Origin of the sequence: Bacillus cereus group sp. MYBK245-2, from assembly GCF_051916145.1 — a bacterium.
Classification (GTDB): domain Bacteria; phylum Bacillota; class Bacilli; order Bacillales; family Bacillaceae_G; genus Bacillus_A; species Bacillus_A pacificus.
The window spans coordinates 156,794-175,261 of record NZ_JBQAGB010000002.1 but is presented as its reverse complement, the minus strand read 5'-3'; the positions used below and the strand labels follow the sequence as shown (position 1 = coordinate 175,261).

Below are 18,468 nucleotides of genomic sequence, written 5' to 3'. Positions count from 1 at the left end.
GTTACGCTTGTAACTTCCGCATAAAAGCCTTAGCGCTTTTTTTATCTGTAATCTCTTCTTCTTTCAATCGTTCTAATAACGCTACAAAATAACTGCCATCAAACTGCAATTGATGCTTAATTGTCGCTTCTATTGCTGCGTTCACAATCCCATCAGACGCACCAGTATATCCTTGTCCGAACATAATAAATCCTTGTGCTTCCTCTGATAATTTAAATCCTTTCGTATGTAAGAATGAAAGATAATCTTCTACTGTTTGCATGTTATTCCCACCTACTCAAAAATTCTCCACTTCCTATCATACATGTTTTTATACACTATGAGAATGAAATTTCTTTGACAACTTTGTAAATCAATCGTCTACTTCGCTTATAAATGGAGGATTTCTTTACAATATGAAGGAATATGTACAGTGGAACTTATTCCATATTAAAGGGGAGACATGATGAAACAAGCACTATTAATTATCGATGCGCAGCAAGAATTAATGGATGGAAATGAACAAGAAAGTGAAGTTTTTCGTAAAACCGAATTATTATCTACACTCAATACAGCCGTGCAGAAAGCAATCGATTCAAATGCCCTTATTGTTTTCGTAAGAGATATCGATGTTGCTTCTGGTAGCGGCGTAGGCTTTGAAGTACATAATGAAATTCAAGTACCTCAGTCTGCAATCCTTATTAATAAAGCAGCCACAAACGCATTCTATGGCACTTCATTACTTGAACTTTTAAAAGAAGAAAAGATTAACCATATTGTTATCGGTGGATGTAAAACAGAGCATTGTATTGATACTGCTGTGAGAACAGCAACTGTACAAGGATTTGATGTTACATTAATTAAAAACGGTCATTCCACAACTGATTCTACTGTATTATCTGCAGAGCAAATTATTGGTCATCACAATAAAACTTTACATGGGCATTATAACGTTGATCATTTTTCTATGGTGAGAGATGTCGAGGAAGATCTCTTTCAGCCGACTCATGATCAATATCGTGATTAGCGAAAAAGAATCCTTCGTTCAGAAGGATTCTTTTTCACCCAAAAATTTGTGCTGCAATGCTATATAACTCATTATTCCTTTTTAATAATTGACCGCTATTTTTCATCATAATTGGTGGTGTATTCACCTTTTTAAAACCAGTAATCTCTAATACTTTCATGAAATCTTTCTTTCCTTCTAGTACATCAATTCTTAATTTACCATTATGCCCTTTTGCTAAATCATGTACAATTCTCATTGCCATCGCATCATTTTTAGCAACAACCGGTCCTATTATTTTATTTTCTGGTGTTTGTATGCTTAAACCGTAACCTAATACATTTTGTTCCTTGTCCTTTACAACGATACACTGTTCACTTTGCATAATTCTTTTCTTTAAAAACTCTTTTCTATTTGTTCCAAACGCATATTCATCTATTTTTATTATTTTTTCTAACTCACCCTCTTCATAATTCATCACATAATCTTCATTTCTTACACAATAATCATTCGCATTGTATGAGTTACATATGTATTTAGAAACATAACTTACTGCCCTAAATCCTAATTTTTCATATAAAGGTTTCCCTTCATCCGTAGCAATCAGCATAAATGGAGTTTGAGCTGATACGCTATTCATGCATGAATTTGTAATCATCTTTCCAATTCCTCTTCCCTTATAATCTGGATGTACAATTACCATTCCGATAGATGCCAACGCCTCCCCATATAATATTATTGCTGCGCTAGCAATAAGTTCCTTTCTCTCATTCCATACGCCGTATACAATACCTGAGTTAAAAATTGTTTCAACTTCTTCCCTGTTATAATCCCAACCAATATAAGATGATAATGCTACAATATCGCCTATTTGTTCTTCCCTAAGACGCTCCACGCTAAATTCCAATTCAATCATACTCCATCCCCTTATCTAGACATTTAAATCCATCTTCCCAATTCAACTTGTACATGTTACCCTTTATTTGTCACACACATATCCTATTTTGACCAAGACTATATGAGGTGACAACATACCTATAAGAATTAAGTACAATAATAATTAAAATCATGCTAATGCAACATTATTAACCATACACAAAATAGTTCTATCGCTATTTTAAACATCCCTGCTAATAGTGCTAATCTTTTTTAGGATGGCAACTATCTATCTTGTGATTAAAATAGTACAGCTTCAAATTTCACTACCTACCCATTACAGTACCCATTAGAAGTAACGAAAACATCGTCACCTTTGTTCTAGAAAATCCAGATGAAACACTCCCAAATTTTAATTGCTTCTTTGACAGTGAACGTTTTATACACATTACTCCTCGGAATATACTAGACTACTTGTGGACTTGGATATGGTGTAAGTAATAAAAAAGAAAAAGCTTGTAGTTTGGATAGTCTCTAAACCACAAGCTTTTTTCATAGGGAAAATTATTATACTCAATTACTAGCAACTTGATATGCTACATGTCGTTTCTCAATTCGTTCCTCAATTTCTTTCATATTTTCTTTATTATTTAATAGTGATTGTTTATTTTCAATTAATAATTGTTTAAAAGATTTTCTCACTTTTTTTCTCATTTTCATTGTCCTCCTTGGGGGATGATTTATATAAAAGATAATGAATTATCTGGTTGTTCTTATAATAATTGATTGTTGTGAATTCTATTTGAACTTCATATGAAAATTCCGTTTATTTTCTGACAACTTTGTGAACACTCAAAAAAAGAGATTCCCCTAAAAAAGTCTATAGTTGTTTCATTCAATTACATCAATCGCCATTTGCATCATCTTATATCGGTTTATATTATCTAAACGTTTATATATCACAATCTAAATTTCATATATTTTCACTTATTAACATACTGTTTTCCAAATTAAAAAAGAAGGTGTCACCTAGTCTAAGTTCGACTTATGCAACATCCTTCTTTTCAACTATTTACAGCATATTGATTAATATTTCAGGTCTTCCCCAATTCATTTCTTCACAAACGAATCGTAGTTTTTCTTCATCTATTGTGTGTAATCCTTCTTCTAGTGAACATGAAATAGGAACTTCACAATGAATTTGTGCCAATTGTAATGAAATATTTAAATTCTCTAAATCACTTTCAATCTTCGTACGTTGCGCTTTCGTTAATGATGTTATGTTTTCTAGTACAGCTGATACTGTTCCGTGTTCTTGAATAAGCTTATACGCTGTTTTTTCACCAATACCTTTTACACCTGGATAATTATCACTTGTATCTCCCATAAAAGCTTTCGCATGAACAATTTGCCACGGTTCTACACCTTTTTCTTCCATAATTTTCTCCGGTGTGTAATACTCGTAATTTCCAATTCCTTTGCGCAGAAGCATAACTGTAACGTTCTTATCAACAAGCTGAAGTAAATCCGTATCACCTGTTAAAATATAAACTTCCGCTTCATTGCAATATTGTTTTGCTAGTGTACCGATACAATCATCCGCTTCATACCCTTTCAGACCGATAACTGGAACAGATAATTTTGCAGTCATTTCTTGCACTAGATCAAATTGCGGAATTAATTCTTCAGGCGGCGCTGCACGATTCGCTTTATAATTTGAGAACGATTCTGTTCTAAATGTTGTACTTCCCATATCCCAGCATGTTACGATATGTGTCGGTTCAATTGCTTGCATTGCCGTTAATAAATGTTTCATATAACCATGAATCCCATTTGTAGGGGTACCATCTTGTCGTTTCATAAACTGTCCATAGACACTTGTTGCATAAAAAGCACGAAATAATAGTGCCATACCATCAACTAATAATACTTTTTTCATAATTCCTCTCCTACCAAAAAAATAATAACCTCACGTCATCACGTAAGGTTATATAAATAGATTACCATTCTACGTTTTTCAACTTTGTCTATTATACATTGTTTTTGTATATTTAGCATCATTTACACATTAAGACGTTCTACTACAACAAGTATGAAGAATCCCTGTATACGTATTTTTCCCAGTTGAAACTACTACAGCTTTCGCATTTCCACCAACAATATACGTTCCTTTGAAACATACATTTTCAAGTTCAAGTGGATTATAGTCTTTCATTTTTTTTAAAGGAATAAATCGTTTGCGCTCAAGATGATAGCAGCTTTCAAACTTCTCAATACTCGCATCATTTCCTGTTAGTACAGATTCATTTACTAATAAATCATTTGCATAAATGATACGTACATCTGCTGGTACTGTGTCACCTTCTGAAAGGAAAATTATATCCCCAGGAACAAGCTCTTGTACTGGCAAATCCATCATTTTTAATTCACCATTTAAACCTGTTACACTAGAACATTCTACTCGAGACACAGTAATCTTTTCACATTGTAATCCATCTCTCACATGTTGTTTTGAAAAACCTGGGATCATTCCACTTAGCTTCATCATTACTTCCGCAATACGAGCTCTTTTTGAAGTTAATTCATTTCGGCCGTATACTTGAATACGTTTTTGTGCCTCTTTCATAGATAATCCATCTCTTGTTGTTTTAAAATACGCAAATACCGATTTTACATCTCTCGTTGCGATTTCAATTAATAAATCTTTATTTTTTTGAAGCAATGTTTGTTCTTTCATTGATTTTTTACTTAATTTATATGACGTGTTACCCACAGTTTTGTTTGCATATAACATATTATCGTCTCCTCCTTTACAACGTAGGAAGAAACGCTTTGTTTCTCAATTTATCTACTTTACTGTGAAAGTATTTAGCGCTTAAACATACATATAAACGCTACATGATGATAAATATAAAGGGAGGAACAAGTCGTTTCCTGCCTACATCATATATTTTTGATTTGAAGTATATGGGTAACGGAACCGAGTCAGAATTTGACATGCTCCTCACCTCCTCGTTTTATTTTATAGTTTATACTATGAAATTACTCATAGCTTTGCAACAAAAAGACCTTTACTCCGAAAAGAGTAAAGGCCATGACATACACAAATAAACGATTCCTAATACAATTAGAAATCTACGGACCTCTCCCTCGCCGAGTTTTAGCACTGTATAGCATAGGTACATTACCAGCTACGTTAAGAAAAACCTTAATTCGATCATTCCTGTTGACCCATTGGCGTCTCTCGACATTTTTGGGCAGTAGCATTTCTCTATACAGGAGCCTCACCTAACAGAGACTTATTTTTATTACATAGAAAATGTTACTCTTATTTAAAATAGATGTCAACAGTAGCCTACATTTTTTTCGAAAGGTATAACAAACTAACCTAGATATAATAAAGACAGAAAGTGCTATATTTATTACGGAAACTTCACAGGTGAATCGAGATAACATGGATATATGTATGCAACAAAAAAACCTTACGTATAAAACGTAAGGTTTTTATTTAGCCCCACATATGCCGTTCTCTCTAGATGTCCATAAACCTGCTCTCACAGGTGGATGCTCTCACAAATGTTTGTAACTTCCTTCTTAAAAAGATGGCATGTTAGCTACATTTAAATATTGAACTTCCATATTAAACTTATTGGTTTAAGACATGCATAAGCTACGTACACCGTAGGAATTTTATATAATGTTAGTTGAAATAAGACCCCCGCACGTGCCGCTCCTCGTAAATGTCCAAAAACCCGCTACTCGCAGGTGGATGCCCTCACAGTTACCGTACATCTTCCTCCACAAGGAAGGCTTGATGATGGTCGCTAAATATTGAGCTTCCGTATAACTAACATCGGTTTTAGACATAAATAAGTTACGTACACCGCAGGATGTATTATTTACTTGTCGTTATATTATCACATTGTTTCCAATGTGTAAAATACAAAGTTTTTCGAGCAATCTCTTGCTTGTGACCTTATTTTAATACAAATTATTTTTGCATGCAAGTGATTAATCTTCTTCTTTTGCAATTTGATTTTCTGGATAAGAAATCCAATCACTCCAGCTACCTGCATACAATTTAACATTTTGGAATCCAGCTAATTTCAATGCAACGATATTTGGACATGCTGTAACACCAGAACCACAATATACAATTGTTTCCTTATCTTTCGAAAGATTTTGGAATCGTTCTTGTTGCTGAGCTTCATTCTTAAATTGTCCTGATTGCAGCATTCCATCCTTCCAAAAATAATTTACTGCTGTTGGAATGTGTCCTGCTTTCGGATCAACAAGTTCCTCTACACCAGCATAACGTTTTGGCTCTCTAGAATCAATTAACGTAACATCTGCACCTGCATAAATATTCTCTCTCACCGTTTCCATCGTTACAAGCATATGATTTTGTACATTTGCTTTGAATGCTTTTCGTTTAGCAACAGGAATTTCCGTTGTTATCGGTAGTCCATTCTCTTTCCAAGCTGGAAACCCGCCATCTAATATATATATCTTCTCATGTCCTACATAATTTAATAACCACCAAAGACGAGAAGCATTTGCACCCGCTTCACTGTCATATGCAATCACTGTCGTATGTTCATCAATACCAGCTCGTGACAGCTTGTCTGCAAACTCCTCAATATTTGGTAACGGGTGGCGACCACCATGTTCTGTTATAGGACTTGATAAATCTACATTCAAATCAAAATATAATGCATGAGGAATATGTTCTTCCCCATACTTTTCTCTACCCCAATTAGGATTCGCTAAATCAAAACGACAATCGATTATACGGACGTTCTCATCTTCTATATGCTCACGTAACCATTCGACTGTAACTAACATCTTTAACGACCTTCTTTCTCTTGCAAACGACTTACATACTCCATAACCATCTCTTTTGTAACATATTTACGCTCTAGTGTAACACCATTTTTTGCAAGAGCGTTAATTTGCTTCGTTACAGCATTAATGACATCAACCGAAAATTCTTTCCCATTTGACGCAAGAGATACAGCAGCTTCAATAGCTGCTTCACGCTGCGCATCTAATTGTAAACATGCTTTTACACTTTCATTTTGTTTACGAGAATGTGCTGTAATTGCTTTATGTACTTCCATCTTCTCTTCCCCCTAAATAGTTATACGTTTTGATTCAATTCCATTGCAAGCCGAATCATATCACGACATACAATCCCATTTTCAATAATCTCTTCTTCATAATGCTTCGAAAAGTAATCAAAATCAATAGAAAAAATACGAAATCCACATTTTTGATATAAAGCAAGTTGTGAAACACTAGAATTGCCTGTACCAACTTCAAGTTTTGACATACCATATCCTTTAGCAGTTTCTATAGCATGACTTACTAGCTTCTTTCCAATCCCTTTTCCTTGCAAATGCTCTACAACCGCAATATTCATAATTTCCATCGTCTTCGGCCTTGTTTCCAAAATCACATATACACCGATTACATTATCTTCTTGCTTAGCTACGTATGTTACCCCTCTTTGTACATATGTAGCTACTTGCTGTTCACTCGGATCAGCAAGTAGTAATAAAGACTTCGGTATAGCTTCTTTTGAAATACGTTCTATTACAACAGTCATAAAAAATTCCCCCTTCTCTATTGTTCTAAACCCTCCTTGTCTACCATAAGTAATAGAAAGGAGGGATTCACCATGGACAACAATGAGAAAAAATGCAACGTCATCTCTATTGATGGAAAGAAGAAGAAGAGCGACACGTATTCCTATCCAAAATTAGTAGTAGAAAACAAAACATATGAATTTTCTTCGTTCGTCTTATGCGGTGAAACACCAGACGGCAGACGACTCGTTCTTACTCATATGATTTCTACCGATGAATTTGCTGGGTTTGTCAAATCTTTAGATACTGTACTACAAAAGAAAATCGAACGAATCTTTTTCTCATAACGACTACATCACATACATTTCTTTTTCAATCTCTACTAATTGCTTTTGCAATTGTTCTTTACTTTGTTCATATAGTGATACATCAATTGTTTCAGCCAATGCAAATAATACACTTTCATAATAATTCATCACATCTTGCTGCATCACTTTTTGGAATAAGTTCCATTTCAAATCCCACTCTTGCTTATAATGATGAACAAATAAATCTTTTTCATCAGCTACATAGTTTGATACGAGAGGTTCTAATACAGATTTAGCGTCTTCTTGCATAAAGGCTTTGTCATTCTTTTCAAAAAAGCTTTTCTCGTTTTTAAAGTGTGCCAATGCTTTTTTGAAATCTTTTATTTCAACTGAAGGGAACGGTTCTTTATGTGTAATATCTTTATATTCATATTCCACTGTTCCATTCATAGAAATTGATTCATTTTCTACTTTACAGTTCACCACAATTTCATTCTTTGCACGCTTCATCGCTTCATCTATCCATTTTTCAAGGCGTAATGATGTCGCACGCATTTCTTGTAATAAATCATGCTGAATAAATGCTACTAATTCCATAACACACTGCTGCAACTGCACTTTCACATTTCCATCCGTTCGAAGCGATGCTGGATTAATAAATTCAGTAAACACATCGTTATAGCGTAGGAATAGACGTTGTTGCACGTAATAAAGCAATTCTTTCACTTCATTTTGCATCGCCTGTTCTTCAGCAAGCACACTATATGATGAAATAATATGAAGTAGTTGATCACGCTCTGCTTCATATTTTTTCGTTTGCTTCTCTTTCTCTTCATTCCCCTGCTTTGCACCATTTATCATATTTACTAACAGCTGATCTGCCCCTTGCAATGCACCATATAAAGCATGAACAGATACGAGCATTAAATCTCTCATCATAAAGGATGTAAATGATTCCTCGAACTTAGCAATCCCAGAGTTTTGTAAAATACCGTACTTCTCTTTTTCAATATTTTTCCCTTGTTTCTCTTCAAGCGCACATAAACTTGAAATTGCAAATAAACGCGGATTCCTAATACCGTATTGCAGTAGCTGATCTGCGATATAACCTTTTACCATTTCAAGCTCTTCTTCAGACTCTGCTAAATCGGCCGCATTAATTAAGAAGAACATTTTATCAAGAGCAAAAGTATCCTTTACACGACCAAGCTGAATTAAAAATTCACGGTCAGCACGAGAGAACACGTGATTATAATACGTGACAAATAAAATAGCATCTGCGTTTTTAATATACTGGAACGCAACGTCTGTATGGCGGGCGTTAATAGAATCCGCTCCAGGTGTGTCTACAAGCGCTACTCCTTGCCTTGTTAATGCACAATCATAATAAAGCTCCATGTACTCAACAAAACAAGATTTTTCTTCATTCGCTACATAATCAGAAAACTCATCTAATGTAACTTGTACTTGCTCACCTAAATGCGCAGAAACCGTATCATACCCTTTTTGTACCGCTCGTAAAAAGCTAAATGTTGTTTTTTGCTTTCCAGTTGGTGAAGGGTATTTCATAACTTTATCAATCTGTGCTAACGCTTCATCTAACGTAGTAATCTCATAATGAAACAGCTTATAAACAGCTTTCATATCTTCTAATAAGGCTTGCTTTGATTTAAATTGAACCATTACTGTTCCGTGTGGTTTTTCCTCTGTAACTGGCAAAATTTGATTAATCGTTGCCGTCGTCGGATTTGGTGACACAGGAAGTACTTTTTCACCAAGCAATGCATTGGCAAATGATGATTTCCCAGCACTAAAAGCTCCAAATAATGCCACTGTAAATTGTTTCGTTTCCACACGGCGCCTTTTTTCTATTACCTCTTGCTGTACATGTTTTAGCGCTGGCAATGGCTCTAATATCGTTTCAGCTTTCTTCACTTTCTCTAATATACGCTGAATATTTAAAGCTGCCGTTCCTTTTATCTCTTCCTCACGAGCCGCTACGTTATCATTTACAATTTCCTGCTCTTGTAGTGTGAATTTCTCACTAACAATTTGTTTTTTACTTTGCAATATTTCCTCTACTTGCAATCCTTCTGGTGTAGCAACACGATCATGCCAAATATTTTGTAAATAGCCTTCATATGCCTCCAAATTGTTACTGTATTGCAATTGTGTTTCTTTCGCAGTTTGCAACATCGTATATGTTTCAATCTCTTCTTCAACACGATCAACTGCTTCTTTTACCTTTTGCTTTAAAACGACTGCACTTTTATCAAAAATTTGCTGTGCTTTTGTAAAATAACGTTTCTTTAATTCATTCGCTACATCCGCTGTATAAAGAAGTAAGTAATCACCTGTGAAACCTGCACCTTGTTTAATTACTTCAGCTAACATTTCTGGTCCAAAAGCAATTTCTAAAGCATATATGTCTTTCCCAATCTCTTCTGTAAACAATCCTTCTTCTTTTAAGAAGGCAACAATAAATTCTTTCACATGAAAATCAAGTTGCGTTTCGACAGTCTTTTGCAAAGCAGAATAAAAAGCATCTAAACGTCTCTGTTTTTCTTGCTCAGTCTTTCCTTTCGCAAATAGCAAACCAACTTTAAATTTTGTTAATTTCGTTTCTAAGTACGCATTTGCCAATTCTCTCATTTCAAATGGCATTAAATACGCGTTATCTAATATAGCTTGTAAGCCTTTTATAAATTCATTTCTCATTTGAGACTCTTTATTAGCCTCGCGATGTTTCATTTCCGTTAGCTCTTCTTTCTTTTCAACTATTTCTGAAATGGAAAGCGGTGATGCTAACTCTTCCTCATATTTCAAAAGAGCTTTTTCATTTTCAGAAAGAATAAACGAGAAATGTTCCCCCATTAAATATTCTGTTTCTCGCTCCATTCCATCTCTTACATACTGCTCTTTTTCTTTCATAATAGAAGTAATTAACGTTTCTAGGTTTTCAATTTCATTATGTGGATGGTTCATCATTCGTAATGATGTATAATAAACTCCATCTACTTCAATATCCCAGTTAGAGAATGATTGTTTTACACTATCTCTATAATCCGCAAACGATAATTCATTTTCTTTATGTTTATCTATTTGATTTACAACGAGATAAACCGTTTTATTACGTTGTTTCAATTCTTTAACAAATTGTAAATTCACTTCCGATTGGACGTGATTATAATCCATCATATAAAAAATCACGTCTGCTAGATGCAGCGTTGATTCTGTCGCTAGTTGATGGGCATCATCTGTTGAATCAATCCCTGGTGTATCAACTAACATAACACCTTCAGGAATTGGCGCATCATTCCGATAAATATGAACACCAATTACCTCATCGCCATCTTTACAAATTTGTTTTAATTCTTCTGCTGAATATGCACCGTCATATTCGTACTGCTCTCCAGATTTAATCGTTACAACAACACGATCAAATCCCTTTTCAATTTTAACGACGTTAGCGCTTGTCGGAATTGGACTTGTCGGTAACAACTGCGCTTTATATAGATGATTCATCATCGTTGATTTCCCTGCTGAGAAGTGACCGCAGAATGCTATCATAAGCTGCTCTCGTTTATATTTTTGAATTACTTCAAACAACTTTAAGCTATTCTCTGCATCGCCGTGTTTTTGCCACTCTTCATAAAAACAAACAAGTTTTTTCATACCGTTTGTCTGTACTATGTTTGTCATCCCCTTGTTCCCCTTTATCCAAGATGTATATGCTATTTGCAAGCCAATAACCAATGAGAAATGCACCTACTCATTGATTATCTTTTCACTTTACTATCATACTAAATTTTCAGCATATTCTCATTAAAAATAAAAAATCCCTTTCATTCTTTTTACAAATGAAAGGGATTTTATGTAATATCACTCATTTTGCTGTTCCTACTCCATTTAAAACATACTTTGCAATAACTGCATATACAGCGACTGTACCTGCTACTAATGCATATACCATACTCATGCACCAACCTTTTTTGATAATGATTATCACTTTTGAATACATTTTATCATTAAAGAGAATCATTATCAACACTTTTTCATAAAGAAAGCCCCTTATAAGAAGGAGCTTCACTGCCTGTTTTGAAAAAAGGTAAAACTTGTTGTGCACTCTTATTATATCTCATCTTACATAACTTAATAGTTAAAAAAAATGGAAATCCACCCTATACCCTCCATCTTACATTTTGTATAATAAAAGGGAATTACTTAACAAGGAGGAAAATAATGACACAAAATATTTCACAAGGCGAGAGGATACACTCCATCGATATTATTAGAGGAATAGCTGTACTTGGTATTTTTCTTGTTAACTGGCCTGTTATCGCCGGGATTGACTCACGTGATATTACAGGAATTTACGAAGGGATAGACAGCTACATTCGCCTATTTTACGATATGTTTATTCAAACAAAGTTTTATACTATCTTTTCGTTTTTATTCGGCCTAGGATTTTACATTTTTATGACTCGTGCTGAAGCGAAAACAGATCGACCAAAAACTTTATTTGTTCGTCGCTTACTTATTTTATTATTATTTGGTTTCTTACATTACGTTCTTTTATGGGACGGAGACATTTTACATACTTATGCAATTACTGGTTTTTTCTTATTTTTATTTTATAAGAGAGAGCCACGAACTATTTTAATTTGGTCAATTGTACTATTAAGTTTCATGCAACTGTTCTCATTATTAGGTTCTCTTCTCATGTTAATCGTGCCAGTAGAGGAATTAGGCCTTTCCACAGCAATTATGCCGTTAGAAAACTGGGGCTTACAAATCACAGACCGATTCCATTCTTTCTATTCTGAAGCAATTAGTAACAGTCTTATTATGCTTCCTGAAACACTAGGATTGTTTTTACTCGGATTATATGCCGGTAAAAAAGACATTTTCCGCCGTGCTAAGGAATTAATGGCAAATCATTATGTTCATTTTAACATTACCGATGTGGTTTATTATGGTTTACTTCTTTATGAACAATCAACCATACACACCATTTTCACTTATGGGTATTACGATGATAAGCGGAAAGACATTATTCATATTCTACATTTTCACGCTCATGCGTTTATTACAAAAAGAAAAATGGCAAAAGATATTACGTCCGTTCCAGTACGTTGGTCGAATGGCATTAACAAATTATATCTCGCATACAATTGTTACGTTGCTTGTATTCGGAATATTGTTCAAAAATGATTATCTTGCTCCATTATGGGTAGGACCACTATTTTGCATCGGTTTCTACACGCTGCAAATCTTTATTAGCCGCTGGTGGCTGTCACGTTACCAATACGGGCCACTTGAGTATATATGGCGCCTTGGTACGTACGGAAAGATGATGCCACTTAAAAAGAAAAGCAAGGTCTCGTAAGCAACACAAAAATAAAAGGTTCAAATCGCATGCGATTTGAACCTTTTATCAATTTTACGCTTCTCTTACCGCACTTTGTATCGGAACTGGTTCATCCTTTACTTTCACTTTACGCTGCGGCACCATATTAAATACGATATTTAAAAGGACTGCTGACGCACTTCCAAGTACGATTCCGTTATCTGTTAAAATACGAATGCTTTCTGGAAGTTGTGAGAATAATGTAGGAACGACAGTAACTCCTAGTCCAATTCCGACAGAACATGCAACGATTAATAAGTTTTCTTGTCTTCCAAAATCAACGCTACTTAACATTTTAATACCATATGCCATTACCATACCGAACATCGCTAACATCGCACCGCCAAGTACTGATTTCGGAATGATTGTTGTAATAGCGGCGATTTTTGGAATGAACCCAAGAACGATTAACATACCACCACACGTGTAAATAATCACGCGATTTCTTACTCCAGTTAATTGAACAAGCCCTACGTTTTGAGAGTATGTTGTATACGGAAAAGCGTTGAAAATACCACCTAACACCATCGCTAATCCTTCTGCACGATAACCTTTTGTTAATTCTTTTTCACCAATCTTTTTATTGCAAATATCAGATAATGCAAAGTAAACGCCTGTCGCTTCTACAATCCCTACGCAAGCAACGAGAATCATCGTAATAATTGGCGTTAATTCAAATGTTGGTGTACCGAAATAAAATGGCTGGATACCATGGAACCAATCCGCTTCTCCAACCGCTTGCAAGCTTACTTTCCCCATAAATGCTGCAACGATTGTACCGAACAATAGACCTAGTAAAATAGAGATTGAACGAATAAATCCGTCAAAGAAACGATACATAATGATAATAAATAGTAACACACCAAATGCTAATGCTAAATTTTCAAGACTACCAAAATCTTTACTTCCTACTCCACCAGCCATATCATTAATAGCGGCAGGAACAAGTGTAACTCCAATTACGGTAACGACAGATCCTGTTACAACAGGGGGAAACAGCTTTACAAGCTTTCCAAATAATTTCGCAAAAATAACAACGAATAACCCCGCAGCAATAATCGCTCCATAAATAGAGGATACGCCGTATTGTTTCCCGATTGCAATCATCGGGCCAACCGCTGTAAATGTACAACCAAGTACAACTGGAAGTCCAATACCGAAAAAGCGATTTGATAATGCTTGTAAAATTGTCGCAACGCCGCACATTAATAAATCAATTGAGACTAAATACGTTAACTCTTTTTGATTTAAACCAAGTCCGCCGCCCACAATAAGCGGAACGATAATTGCACCAGCATACATTGCAAGCATATGCTGCATACCAAGTGATGCAATTTTAAATGGATGTTGCTTCATCGTTTATTTCACCTCCGCAGTTTCATGTTGTACAAATGTAACTGTGCCGTTATCAAGTGATGCAATTTCTGCTAGTGATTCAACACGAACTCCTTGTTCACGAAGCTTCTTTCCTCCATCTTGAAATGCTTTTTCAATAACAATACCAATACCTGCAATACTTGCTCCGGCTTGCTCTACTAAACTCATTAAACCTAAAGCAGCCTGACCGTTTGCTAAAAAGTCATCAATAATTAAAACGCGATCACTTTCATCGATATGATTTCGAGATAATGAAATTTCATTCGTTTCTTGTTTCGTAAATGAATATACGTTTGCCACATACATATTATCTTGTAACGTTAACGATTTACGCTTTCTAGCAAAAATTACTTTTACACCAAGTTCTAATGCAGCCATAACCGCTGGTGCAATACCTGAAGATTCAATCGTCACGATTTTTGTAATGTTCTCTTCTTTAAAACGTTTAGCAAATTCTTTTCCGATTTCTTGCATAAGTACTGGATCAATTTGATGATTTAAAAAAGCATCTACCTTTAATACGTCACCAGATAAAACCTTTCCTTCGTTCAAAATCTTTTCTTGTAATACTTTCATGTTTGTTCCCCCTCTTATGCAATAAAAAAACTCCAAAAGCCGCCACCACTCGTTACAAGTGAGAGACGCGCTTTTGGAGTTTCGCAAAAAAAGAATGCTAAACAAGCAAATATATTCGTCCTCACTCATAGTCAAAGTATTTACGGTACTTCGGTAGAAACTTGCAGGCCATATCCCCGCGATTATATGAGTGTAGCTAACTATTTATTTTATAGAAGGATTATAACGTACTTTTTATACTTTGAAAAGCTTTTATTAATAAAACACGGACAAATTTTATAAAATCATCATTTTTGTTCGAGTTTTGTAAACTCTTTCATTCCAAATTACAACTTCGTTAAAATGATCGGTCCATCTTCTGTAATCGCAATTGTATGCTCATATTGAGCTGATAATTTCCCATCCATCGTTTTCGCAGTCCATCCATTTAAATCTACTTTCGAATATCGCATACCTACATTGACAATTGGCTCAATCGTAATTACCATTCCCTCTTGTAACTCAGGCCCTTGTCCCGGCTTACCAAAATGAAAAATTGCTGGTTCTTCATGAATCTCTTTACCAATTCCATGTCCCGTAAAGTCTCTTGCGACAGAAAAACCTTCACTTGCTACATAACTTTCAATCGCATAACCAATATCTCCTACATGATTACCAATTATCGCCTGATCAATGCCTTTATACAAAGCATTCTCAGCTACTAGTAACAACTTTTCTGCTTCATCAGAAACTTTTCCAACTCTATACGTCCAAGCAGAATCTGAAAGACCACTATTTAAGTTTACTACCATGTCAATTGTTACAATATCACCCTCAGTTAAAGGAACATCGGCCGGAAACGCATGACACATTTCATCATTTACAGATGCACATATCGCATATGGATATCCGTTGTACCCTTTCTGCTCAGACGTTGCACCATGCCGTTCTAAATATGCTTCCACAAATGTATTAATTTCTTTTGTTGTAATACCTGGTTTCATTATTTTCGCAATTTCTCTATGACATGAAGCAAGTAACTTTCCAGATTCATGCATTACATCTATTTCATTTTTCGTTTTAATTGTAACCATTCTACCTCTCCTGACTAAACTTCACATTTACTACTGAAATTCAATCATACACATCCTCTATCAAAAATTCAAAGCACCCAATTACAAAAAATATTATTTATTTCTGCATCAAAATAAAAAACAGAGGAGATTCTTCTGTTTTTAATCATTTTTACATATATAATTCATTTTCAAAAACTCAAAACAACTACCATTTGTCTTCTGTATAAACGTTCCAACTGCTTCAAATCCTGCCCTTTTATACACTTTAATTGCTCTCTTATTAAATGTAGCTACTGATAGTGTTATATACTTGCATCCATATTTTTCTTTACTAAAAGCTAGTATAGCGTTTATGAACTGTAATCCAAACCCATTTCCAGTTATATTAGGTTTCATTCCAAGACCTATATCAACCGTCCCATCATTTATTTTACAAACAGTAAAATAACCAATGAGAGTGCCATTTTCCTTCACAGAAAAGGTATGATCCCCCCTACTCTCATCATGTAAAAATTCAGTTAAATCTTCTTCATCTGCCTCTATATCATAAAAGGAATATTCCCCTTCATAATGCCAGTTGTATGCAATTTCTTCTGCTTCTTCTTGCGTCATTACTGTATATGTATAATCCATTTTTCTCCCCCCTTTAAAAAAAGAGCTGCAAGTAAGCAGCTCTTTTTATAACTCGTAAATTTCTTTATACTTCGCTTCTAAATAATCTGCTAAGTAATTTGCATTTAATCCTTCACCTGTTACATCTTCTAAAATTTCAAGTGGCTTTTTCGTTTTACCGTATTGGTGAATATTTTCTGTTAACCATTCACGAATTGGTGTTACGTTTCCTTCTTCTAATAATGCATCAAAGTTCGGAATGTCTTTTAACATTCTTTGCTTAAATTGCGCTGCATACATATAGCCAAGCGCATAAGATGGGAAGTATCCAAATGAACCACCAGCCCAGTGAACATCTTGTAATACGCCTTGTGCATCGTTAGCCGGGCGAATTCCTAAATATGCTTCCATCTTATCATTCCAAGCGGCTGGTAAATCCTTCACTTGTAATGTACCATCAAATAATTCTTTCTCAAGTTCATAACGAACCATGACGTGAAGCGGATATGTAAGCTCATCTGCTTCTATACGAATAAACGACGGCTTCGATTCATTAATCGCATCGTAAAACTCATCTACTGATAAATCATTGAATTGACCATCGCTATACTCTTTTAATAAATCATAATTTTTCTTCCAGAATGATTTATTACGACCGATAAAGTTCTCAAAGAATAATGATTGTGACTCATGAATACCCATAGATGTTCCACTACATAGCGGTGTACCTTCAAATTTCTCTGCAATATTTTGTTCATATACAGCATGACCACATTCATGAATTGTGCCAAACACAGCCATACGGAAATCTTTTTCGTCATAGCGTGTCGTAATACGAACATCCCCTCTATTTAATGTGATCTCGAATGGATGTACCGTTTCATCAAGACGACCTGCTTCAAAGTCATAATTTAATTGCTTTAATAGCTCTAATGTAAAGTTTTTTTGTTTTTCTTTTGAAAAATGTTCCGATAAAGCACTTGTCTTTAATCTCTTTTGCGACTCCGATATTTCTTTTACGAGCGGTACGATACGCTCACGAAGTTGACCAAATACGTGATCTAACACTTCTACCGTAATACCCGGCTCATACATATCTAATAATGTATTATATTTATATGTTTCGTAACCCCAATATGTAATAAATTTCTTTTTAAATTCAACGATTTGTTCTAAATACGGACGGAACATTTCGAAATCAGATTTTTCGCGAGCTTCTTCCCACACACTTTCTGCTTTCGCTTCTAATTTCACATACGCTTCATATTCCGCTTGTGGAATTTTCTTATTTCTATCATATTCTTTACGACACTCTTCCACCATTTTCTTCGTCGTTTCAGAAAGTTTGTCTTCACTTATTAAAGCTTCAAGCTCTGTTAAATAGTTCCCCATCTCATCTGAAGTCGACATAGCAAATACTTCTGATGAAAGCATGCCAATTACTTCTGAACGCTGGTCTACACCTTTTTTAGGCGCACCTGTTCTCAAGTCCCAAAACATTAAGCTTAATGCTTCTCCATAATTCTGTATCTTCTTCACATATGTTAAAAATTGTTTTTCCACTTCATATGTAGCTACTGTCATCCTATAAAAACCTCCTTTTTCTACCTCAAACTTAATTCGACACGAAAATCCAAATTCCTTTTATAATAGAAAAAAAGCTTGGCAAGCGCCAAGCTTT

Annotated in this window: 16 protein-coding genes, 2 other RNA genes, 1 pseudogene and 2 riboswitches; of the genes and pseudogenes, 3 read left to right on the top strand and 16 right to left on the bottom strand. The window is 34.9% G+C overall.

From position 1 onward, the window contains the following. Position 1: 1 nt before the first annotated feature. On the bottom strand, positions 2-262 hold the full coding sequence (locus tag ACTFRN_RS05720) for a DUF6123 family protein (protein WP_001195212.1): 261 nt from the start codon (positions 260-262) through the stop codon (positions 2-4). A gap of 183 nt (positions 263-445) precedes the next feature. Here ACTFRN_RS05720 and ACTFRN_RS05715 point away from each other — a divergent pair, with 183 nt between their 5' ends. Continuing rightward, entirely contained in the window at positions 446-1,006 is a 561-nt protein-coding gene (locus tag ACTFRN_RS05715; RefSeq protein ID WP_000806355.1) for a cysteine hydrolase family protein, read from the top strand. Positions 1,007-1,040: 34 nt separating this feature from the next. On the opposite strand, the gene ACTFRN_RS05710 is transcribed toward ACTFRN_RS05715, so the two are convergent. From ACTFRN_RS05710 to ACTFRN_RS05670, 9 genes are all read right to left on the bottom strand, one after another. After that, positions 1,041-1,901, bottom strand: coding sequence for a GNAT family N-acetyltransferase (locus ACTFRN_RS05710; RefSeq protein ID WP_088106573.1), 861 nt, complete (start codon positions 1,899-1,901; stop codon positions 1,041-1,043). Positions 1,902-2,434: 533 nt separating this feature from the next. Next, on the bottom strand, positions 2,435-2,575 hold the full coding sequence (locus tag ACTFRN_RS05705; RefSeq protein WP_001228043.1) for an FbpB family small basic protein: 141 nt from the start codon (positions 2,573-2,575) through the stop codon (positions 2,435-2,437). Positions 2,576-2,933: 358 nt separating this feature from the next. Next, a complete protein-coding gene (locus ACTFRN_RS05700) occupies positions 2,934-3,800 on the bottom strand; it encodes a 5'-3' exonuclease (RefSeq protein WP_000757048.1) in 867 nt (288 codons plus the stop codon). A gap of 129 nt (positions 3,801-3,929) precedes the next feature. Further along, complete coding sequence (locus tag ACTFRN_RS05695) at positions 3,930-4,655, bottom strand: P-type ATPase (protein ID WP_088106572.1); 726 nt, start codon at positions 4,653-4,655, stop codon at positions 3,930-3,932. Positions 4,656-4,998: 343 nt separating this feature from the next. Beyond that, a riboswitch (M-box (ykoK) riboswitch) is annotated at positions 4,999-5,164 on the bottom strand. 204 nt (positions 5,165-5,368) lie between these two features. Then, a non-coding RNA gene (ssrS, locus tag ACTFRN_RS05690) (6S RNA) lies at positions 5,369-5,552 on the bottom strand. A 21-nt stretch (positions 5,553-5,573) separates the two neighbouring features. Continuing rightward, positions 5,574-5,756, bottom strand: a non-coding RNA gene (gene ssrS / locus ACTFRN_RS05685) — 6S RNA. 116 nt (positions 5,757-5,872) lie between these two features. Further along, entirely contained in the window at positions 5,873-6,706 is an 834-nt protein-coding gene (locus tag ACTFRN_RS05680; protein ID WP_000961786.1) for a sulfurtransferase, read from the bottom strand. Positions 6,707-6,708: 2 nt separating this feature from the next. Continuing rightward, positions 6,709-6,981 carry a YpbS family protein gene (locus tag ACTFRN_RS05675; protein WP_014893167.1) on the bottom strand — a complete coding sequence of 91 codons (273 nt, stop codon included), beginning with the start codon at positions 6,979-6,981 and terminating at the stop codon, positions 6,709-6,711. A 20-nt stretch (positions 6,982-7,001) separates the two neighbouring features. Continuing rightward, positions 7,002-7,469, bottom strand: coding sequence for a GNAT family N-acetyltransferase (locus ACTFRN_RS05670; protein ID WP_000219277.1), 468 nt, complete (start codon positions 7,467-7,469; stop codon positions 7,002-7,004). 72 nt (positions 7,470-7,541) lie between these two features. On the opposite strand from ACTFRN_RS05670, the gene ACTFRN_RS05665 reads away from it, so the two are divergent. Beyond that, a complete protein-coding gene (locus ACTFRN_RS05665; protein WP_000369740.1) occupies positions 7,542-7,796 on the top strand; it encodes a DUF3931 domain-containing protein in 255 nt (84 codons plus the stop codon). 3 nt (positions 7,797-7,799) lie between these two features. Here ACTFRN_RS05665 and ACTFRN_RS05660 read toward each other — a convergent pair whose 3' ends face one another. After that, entirely contained in the window at positions 7,800-11,459 is a 3,660-nt protein-coding gene (locus ACTFRN_RS05660; protein ID WP_000182150.1) for a dynamin family protein, read from the bottom strand. A gap of 540 nt (positions 11,460-11,999) precedes the next feature. On the opposite strand from ACTFRN_RS05660, the pseudogene ACTFRN_RS05655 reads away from it, so the two are divergent. Further along, a pseudogene (locus ACTFRN_RS05655) lies at positions 12,000-13,146 on the top strand (DUF418 domain-containing protein). A gap of 54 nt (positions 13,147-13,200) precedes the next feature. Here the strand turns inward: ACTFRN_RS05655 and pbuX are convergent. The 5 genes from pbuX to ypwA all read right to left on the bottom strand — a co-directional run bounded on the left by pbuX (position 13,201) and on the right by ypwA (position 18,371). Then, on the bottom strand, positions 13,201-14,523 hold the full coding sequence (gene pbuX, locus ACTFRN_RS05650) for a xanthine permease PbuX (RefSeq protein ID WP_000809226.1): 1,323 nt from the start codon (positions 14,521-14,523) through the stop codon (positions 13,201-13,203). A gap of 3 nt (positions 14,524-14,526) precedes the next feature. Next, positions 14,527-15,120 (bottom strand): xanthine phosphoribosyltransferase, encoded by a 594-nt coding sequence (locus ACTFRN_RS05645; RefSeq protein ID WP_000866487.1) that lies wholly within the window; start codon positions 15,118-15,120, stop codon positions 14,527-14,529. Positions 15,121-15,228: 108 nt separating this feature from the next. After that, positions 15,229-15,330, bottom strand: a riboswitch (purine riboswitch). Positions 15,331-15,446: 116 nt separating this feature from the next. Continuing rightward, positions 15,447-16,193, bottom strand: a complete 747-nt coding sequence (locus tag ACTFRN_RS05640) for a type I methionyl aminopeptidase (protein ID WP_088106571.1) — start codon at positions 16,191-16,193, stop codon at positions 15,447-15,449. Positions 16,194-16,334: 141 nt separating this feature from the next. Beyond that, positions 16,335-16,808, bottom strand: coding sequence for a GNAT family N-acetyltransferase (locus tag ACTFRN_RS05635; protein ID WP_000386774.1), 474 nt, complete (start codon positions 16,806-16,808; stop codon positions 16,335-16,337). 45 nt (positions 16,809-16,853) lie between these two features. After that, the gene (gene ypwA / locus ACTFRN_RS05630) at positions 16,854-18,371 is read right to left on the bottom strand and encodes a carboxypeptidase (protein WP_000215092.1); all 1,518 of its coding nucleotides are present in this window, start codon (positions 18,369-18,371) and stop codon (positions 16,854-16,856) included. Between the last annotated feature and the right edge of the window lie 97 nt (positions 18,372-18,468).

Excerpts from the sequence above, each read along its gene's own strand:
- ACTFRN_RS05710 (WP_088106573.1), bottom strand. The coding sequence starts at position 1,901 with ATGATTGAATTGGAATTTAGCGTGGAGCGTCTTAGGGAAGAACAAATA.
- ACTFRN_RS05705 (WP_001228043.1), bottom strand. The coding sequence starts at position 2,575 with ATGAGAAAAAAAGTGAGAAAATCTTTTAAACAATTATTAATTGAAAAT.
- ACTFRN_RS05670 (WP_000219277.1), bottom strand. The coding sequence starts at position 7,469 with ATGACTGTTGTAATAGAACGTATTTCAAAAGAAGCTATACCGAAGTCT.
- ACTFRN_RS05640 (WP_088106571.1), bottom strand. The coding sequence starts at position 16,193 with ATGGTTACAATTAAAACGAAAAATGAAATAGATGTAATGCATGAATCT.
- ypwA (WP_000215092.1), bottom strand. The coding sequence starts at position 18,371 with ATGACAGTAGCTACATATGAAGTGGAAAAACAATTTTTAACATATGTG.
- ACTFRN_RS05720 (WP_001195212.1), bottom strand. The coding sequence starts at position 262 with ATGCAAACAGTAGAAGATTATCTTTCATTCTTACATACGAAAGGATTT.
- ACTFRN_RS05675 (WP_014893167.1), bottom strand. The coding sequence starts at position 6,981 with ATGGAAGTACATAAAGCAATTACAGCACATTCTCGTAAACAAAATGAA.
- ACTFRN_RS05635 (WP_000386774.1), bottom strand. The coding sequence starts at position 16,808 with ATGGATTATACATATACAGTAATGACGCAAGAAGAAGCAGAAGAAATT.
- ACTFRN_RS05665 (WP_000369740.1), top strand. The coding sequence starts at position 7,542 with ATGGACAACAATGAGAAAAAATGCAACGTCATCTCTATTGATGGAAAG.
- pbuX (WP_000809226.1), bottom strand. The coding sequence starts at position 14,523 with ATGAAGCAACATCCATTTAAAATTGCATCACTTGGTATGCAGCATATG.
- ACTFRN_RS05695 (WP_088106572.1), bottom strand. The coding sequence starts at position 4,655 with ATGTTATATGCAAACAAAACTGTGGGTAACACGTCATATAAATTAAGT.
- ACTFRN_RS05645 (WP_000866487.1), bottom strand. The coding sequence starts at position 15,120 with ATGAAAGTATTACAAGAAAAGATTTTGAACGAAGGAAAGGTTTTATCT.
- ACTFRN_RS05660 (WP_000182150.1), bottom strand. The coding sequence starts at position 11,459 with ATGACAAACATAGTACAGACAAACGGTATGAAAAAACTTGTTTGTTTT.
- ACTFRN_RS05700 (WP_000757048.1), bottom strand. The coding sequence starts at position 3,800 with ATGAAAAAAGTATTATTAGTTGATGGTATGGCACTATTATTTCGTGCT.
- ACTFRN_RS05715 (WP_000806355.1), top strand. The coding sequence starts at position 446 with ATGAAACAAGCACTATTAATTATCGATGCGCAGCAAGAATTAATGGAT.
- ACTFRN_RS05680 (WP_000961786.1), bottom strand. The coding sequence starts at position 6,706 with ATGTTAGTTACAGTCGAATGGTTACGTGAGCATATAGAAGATGAGAAC.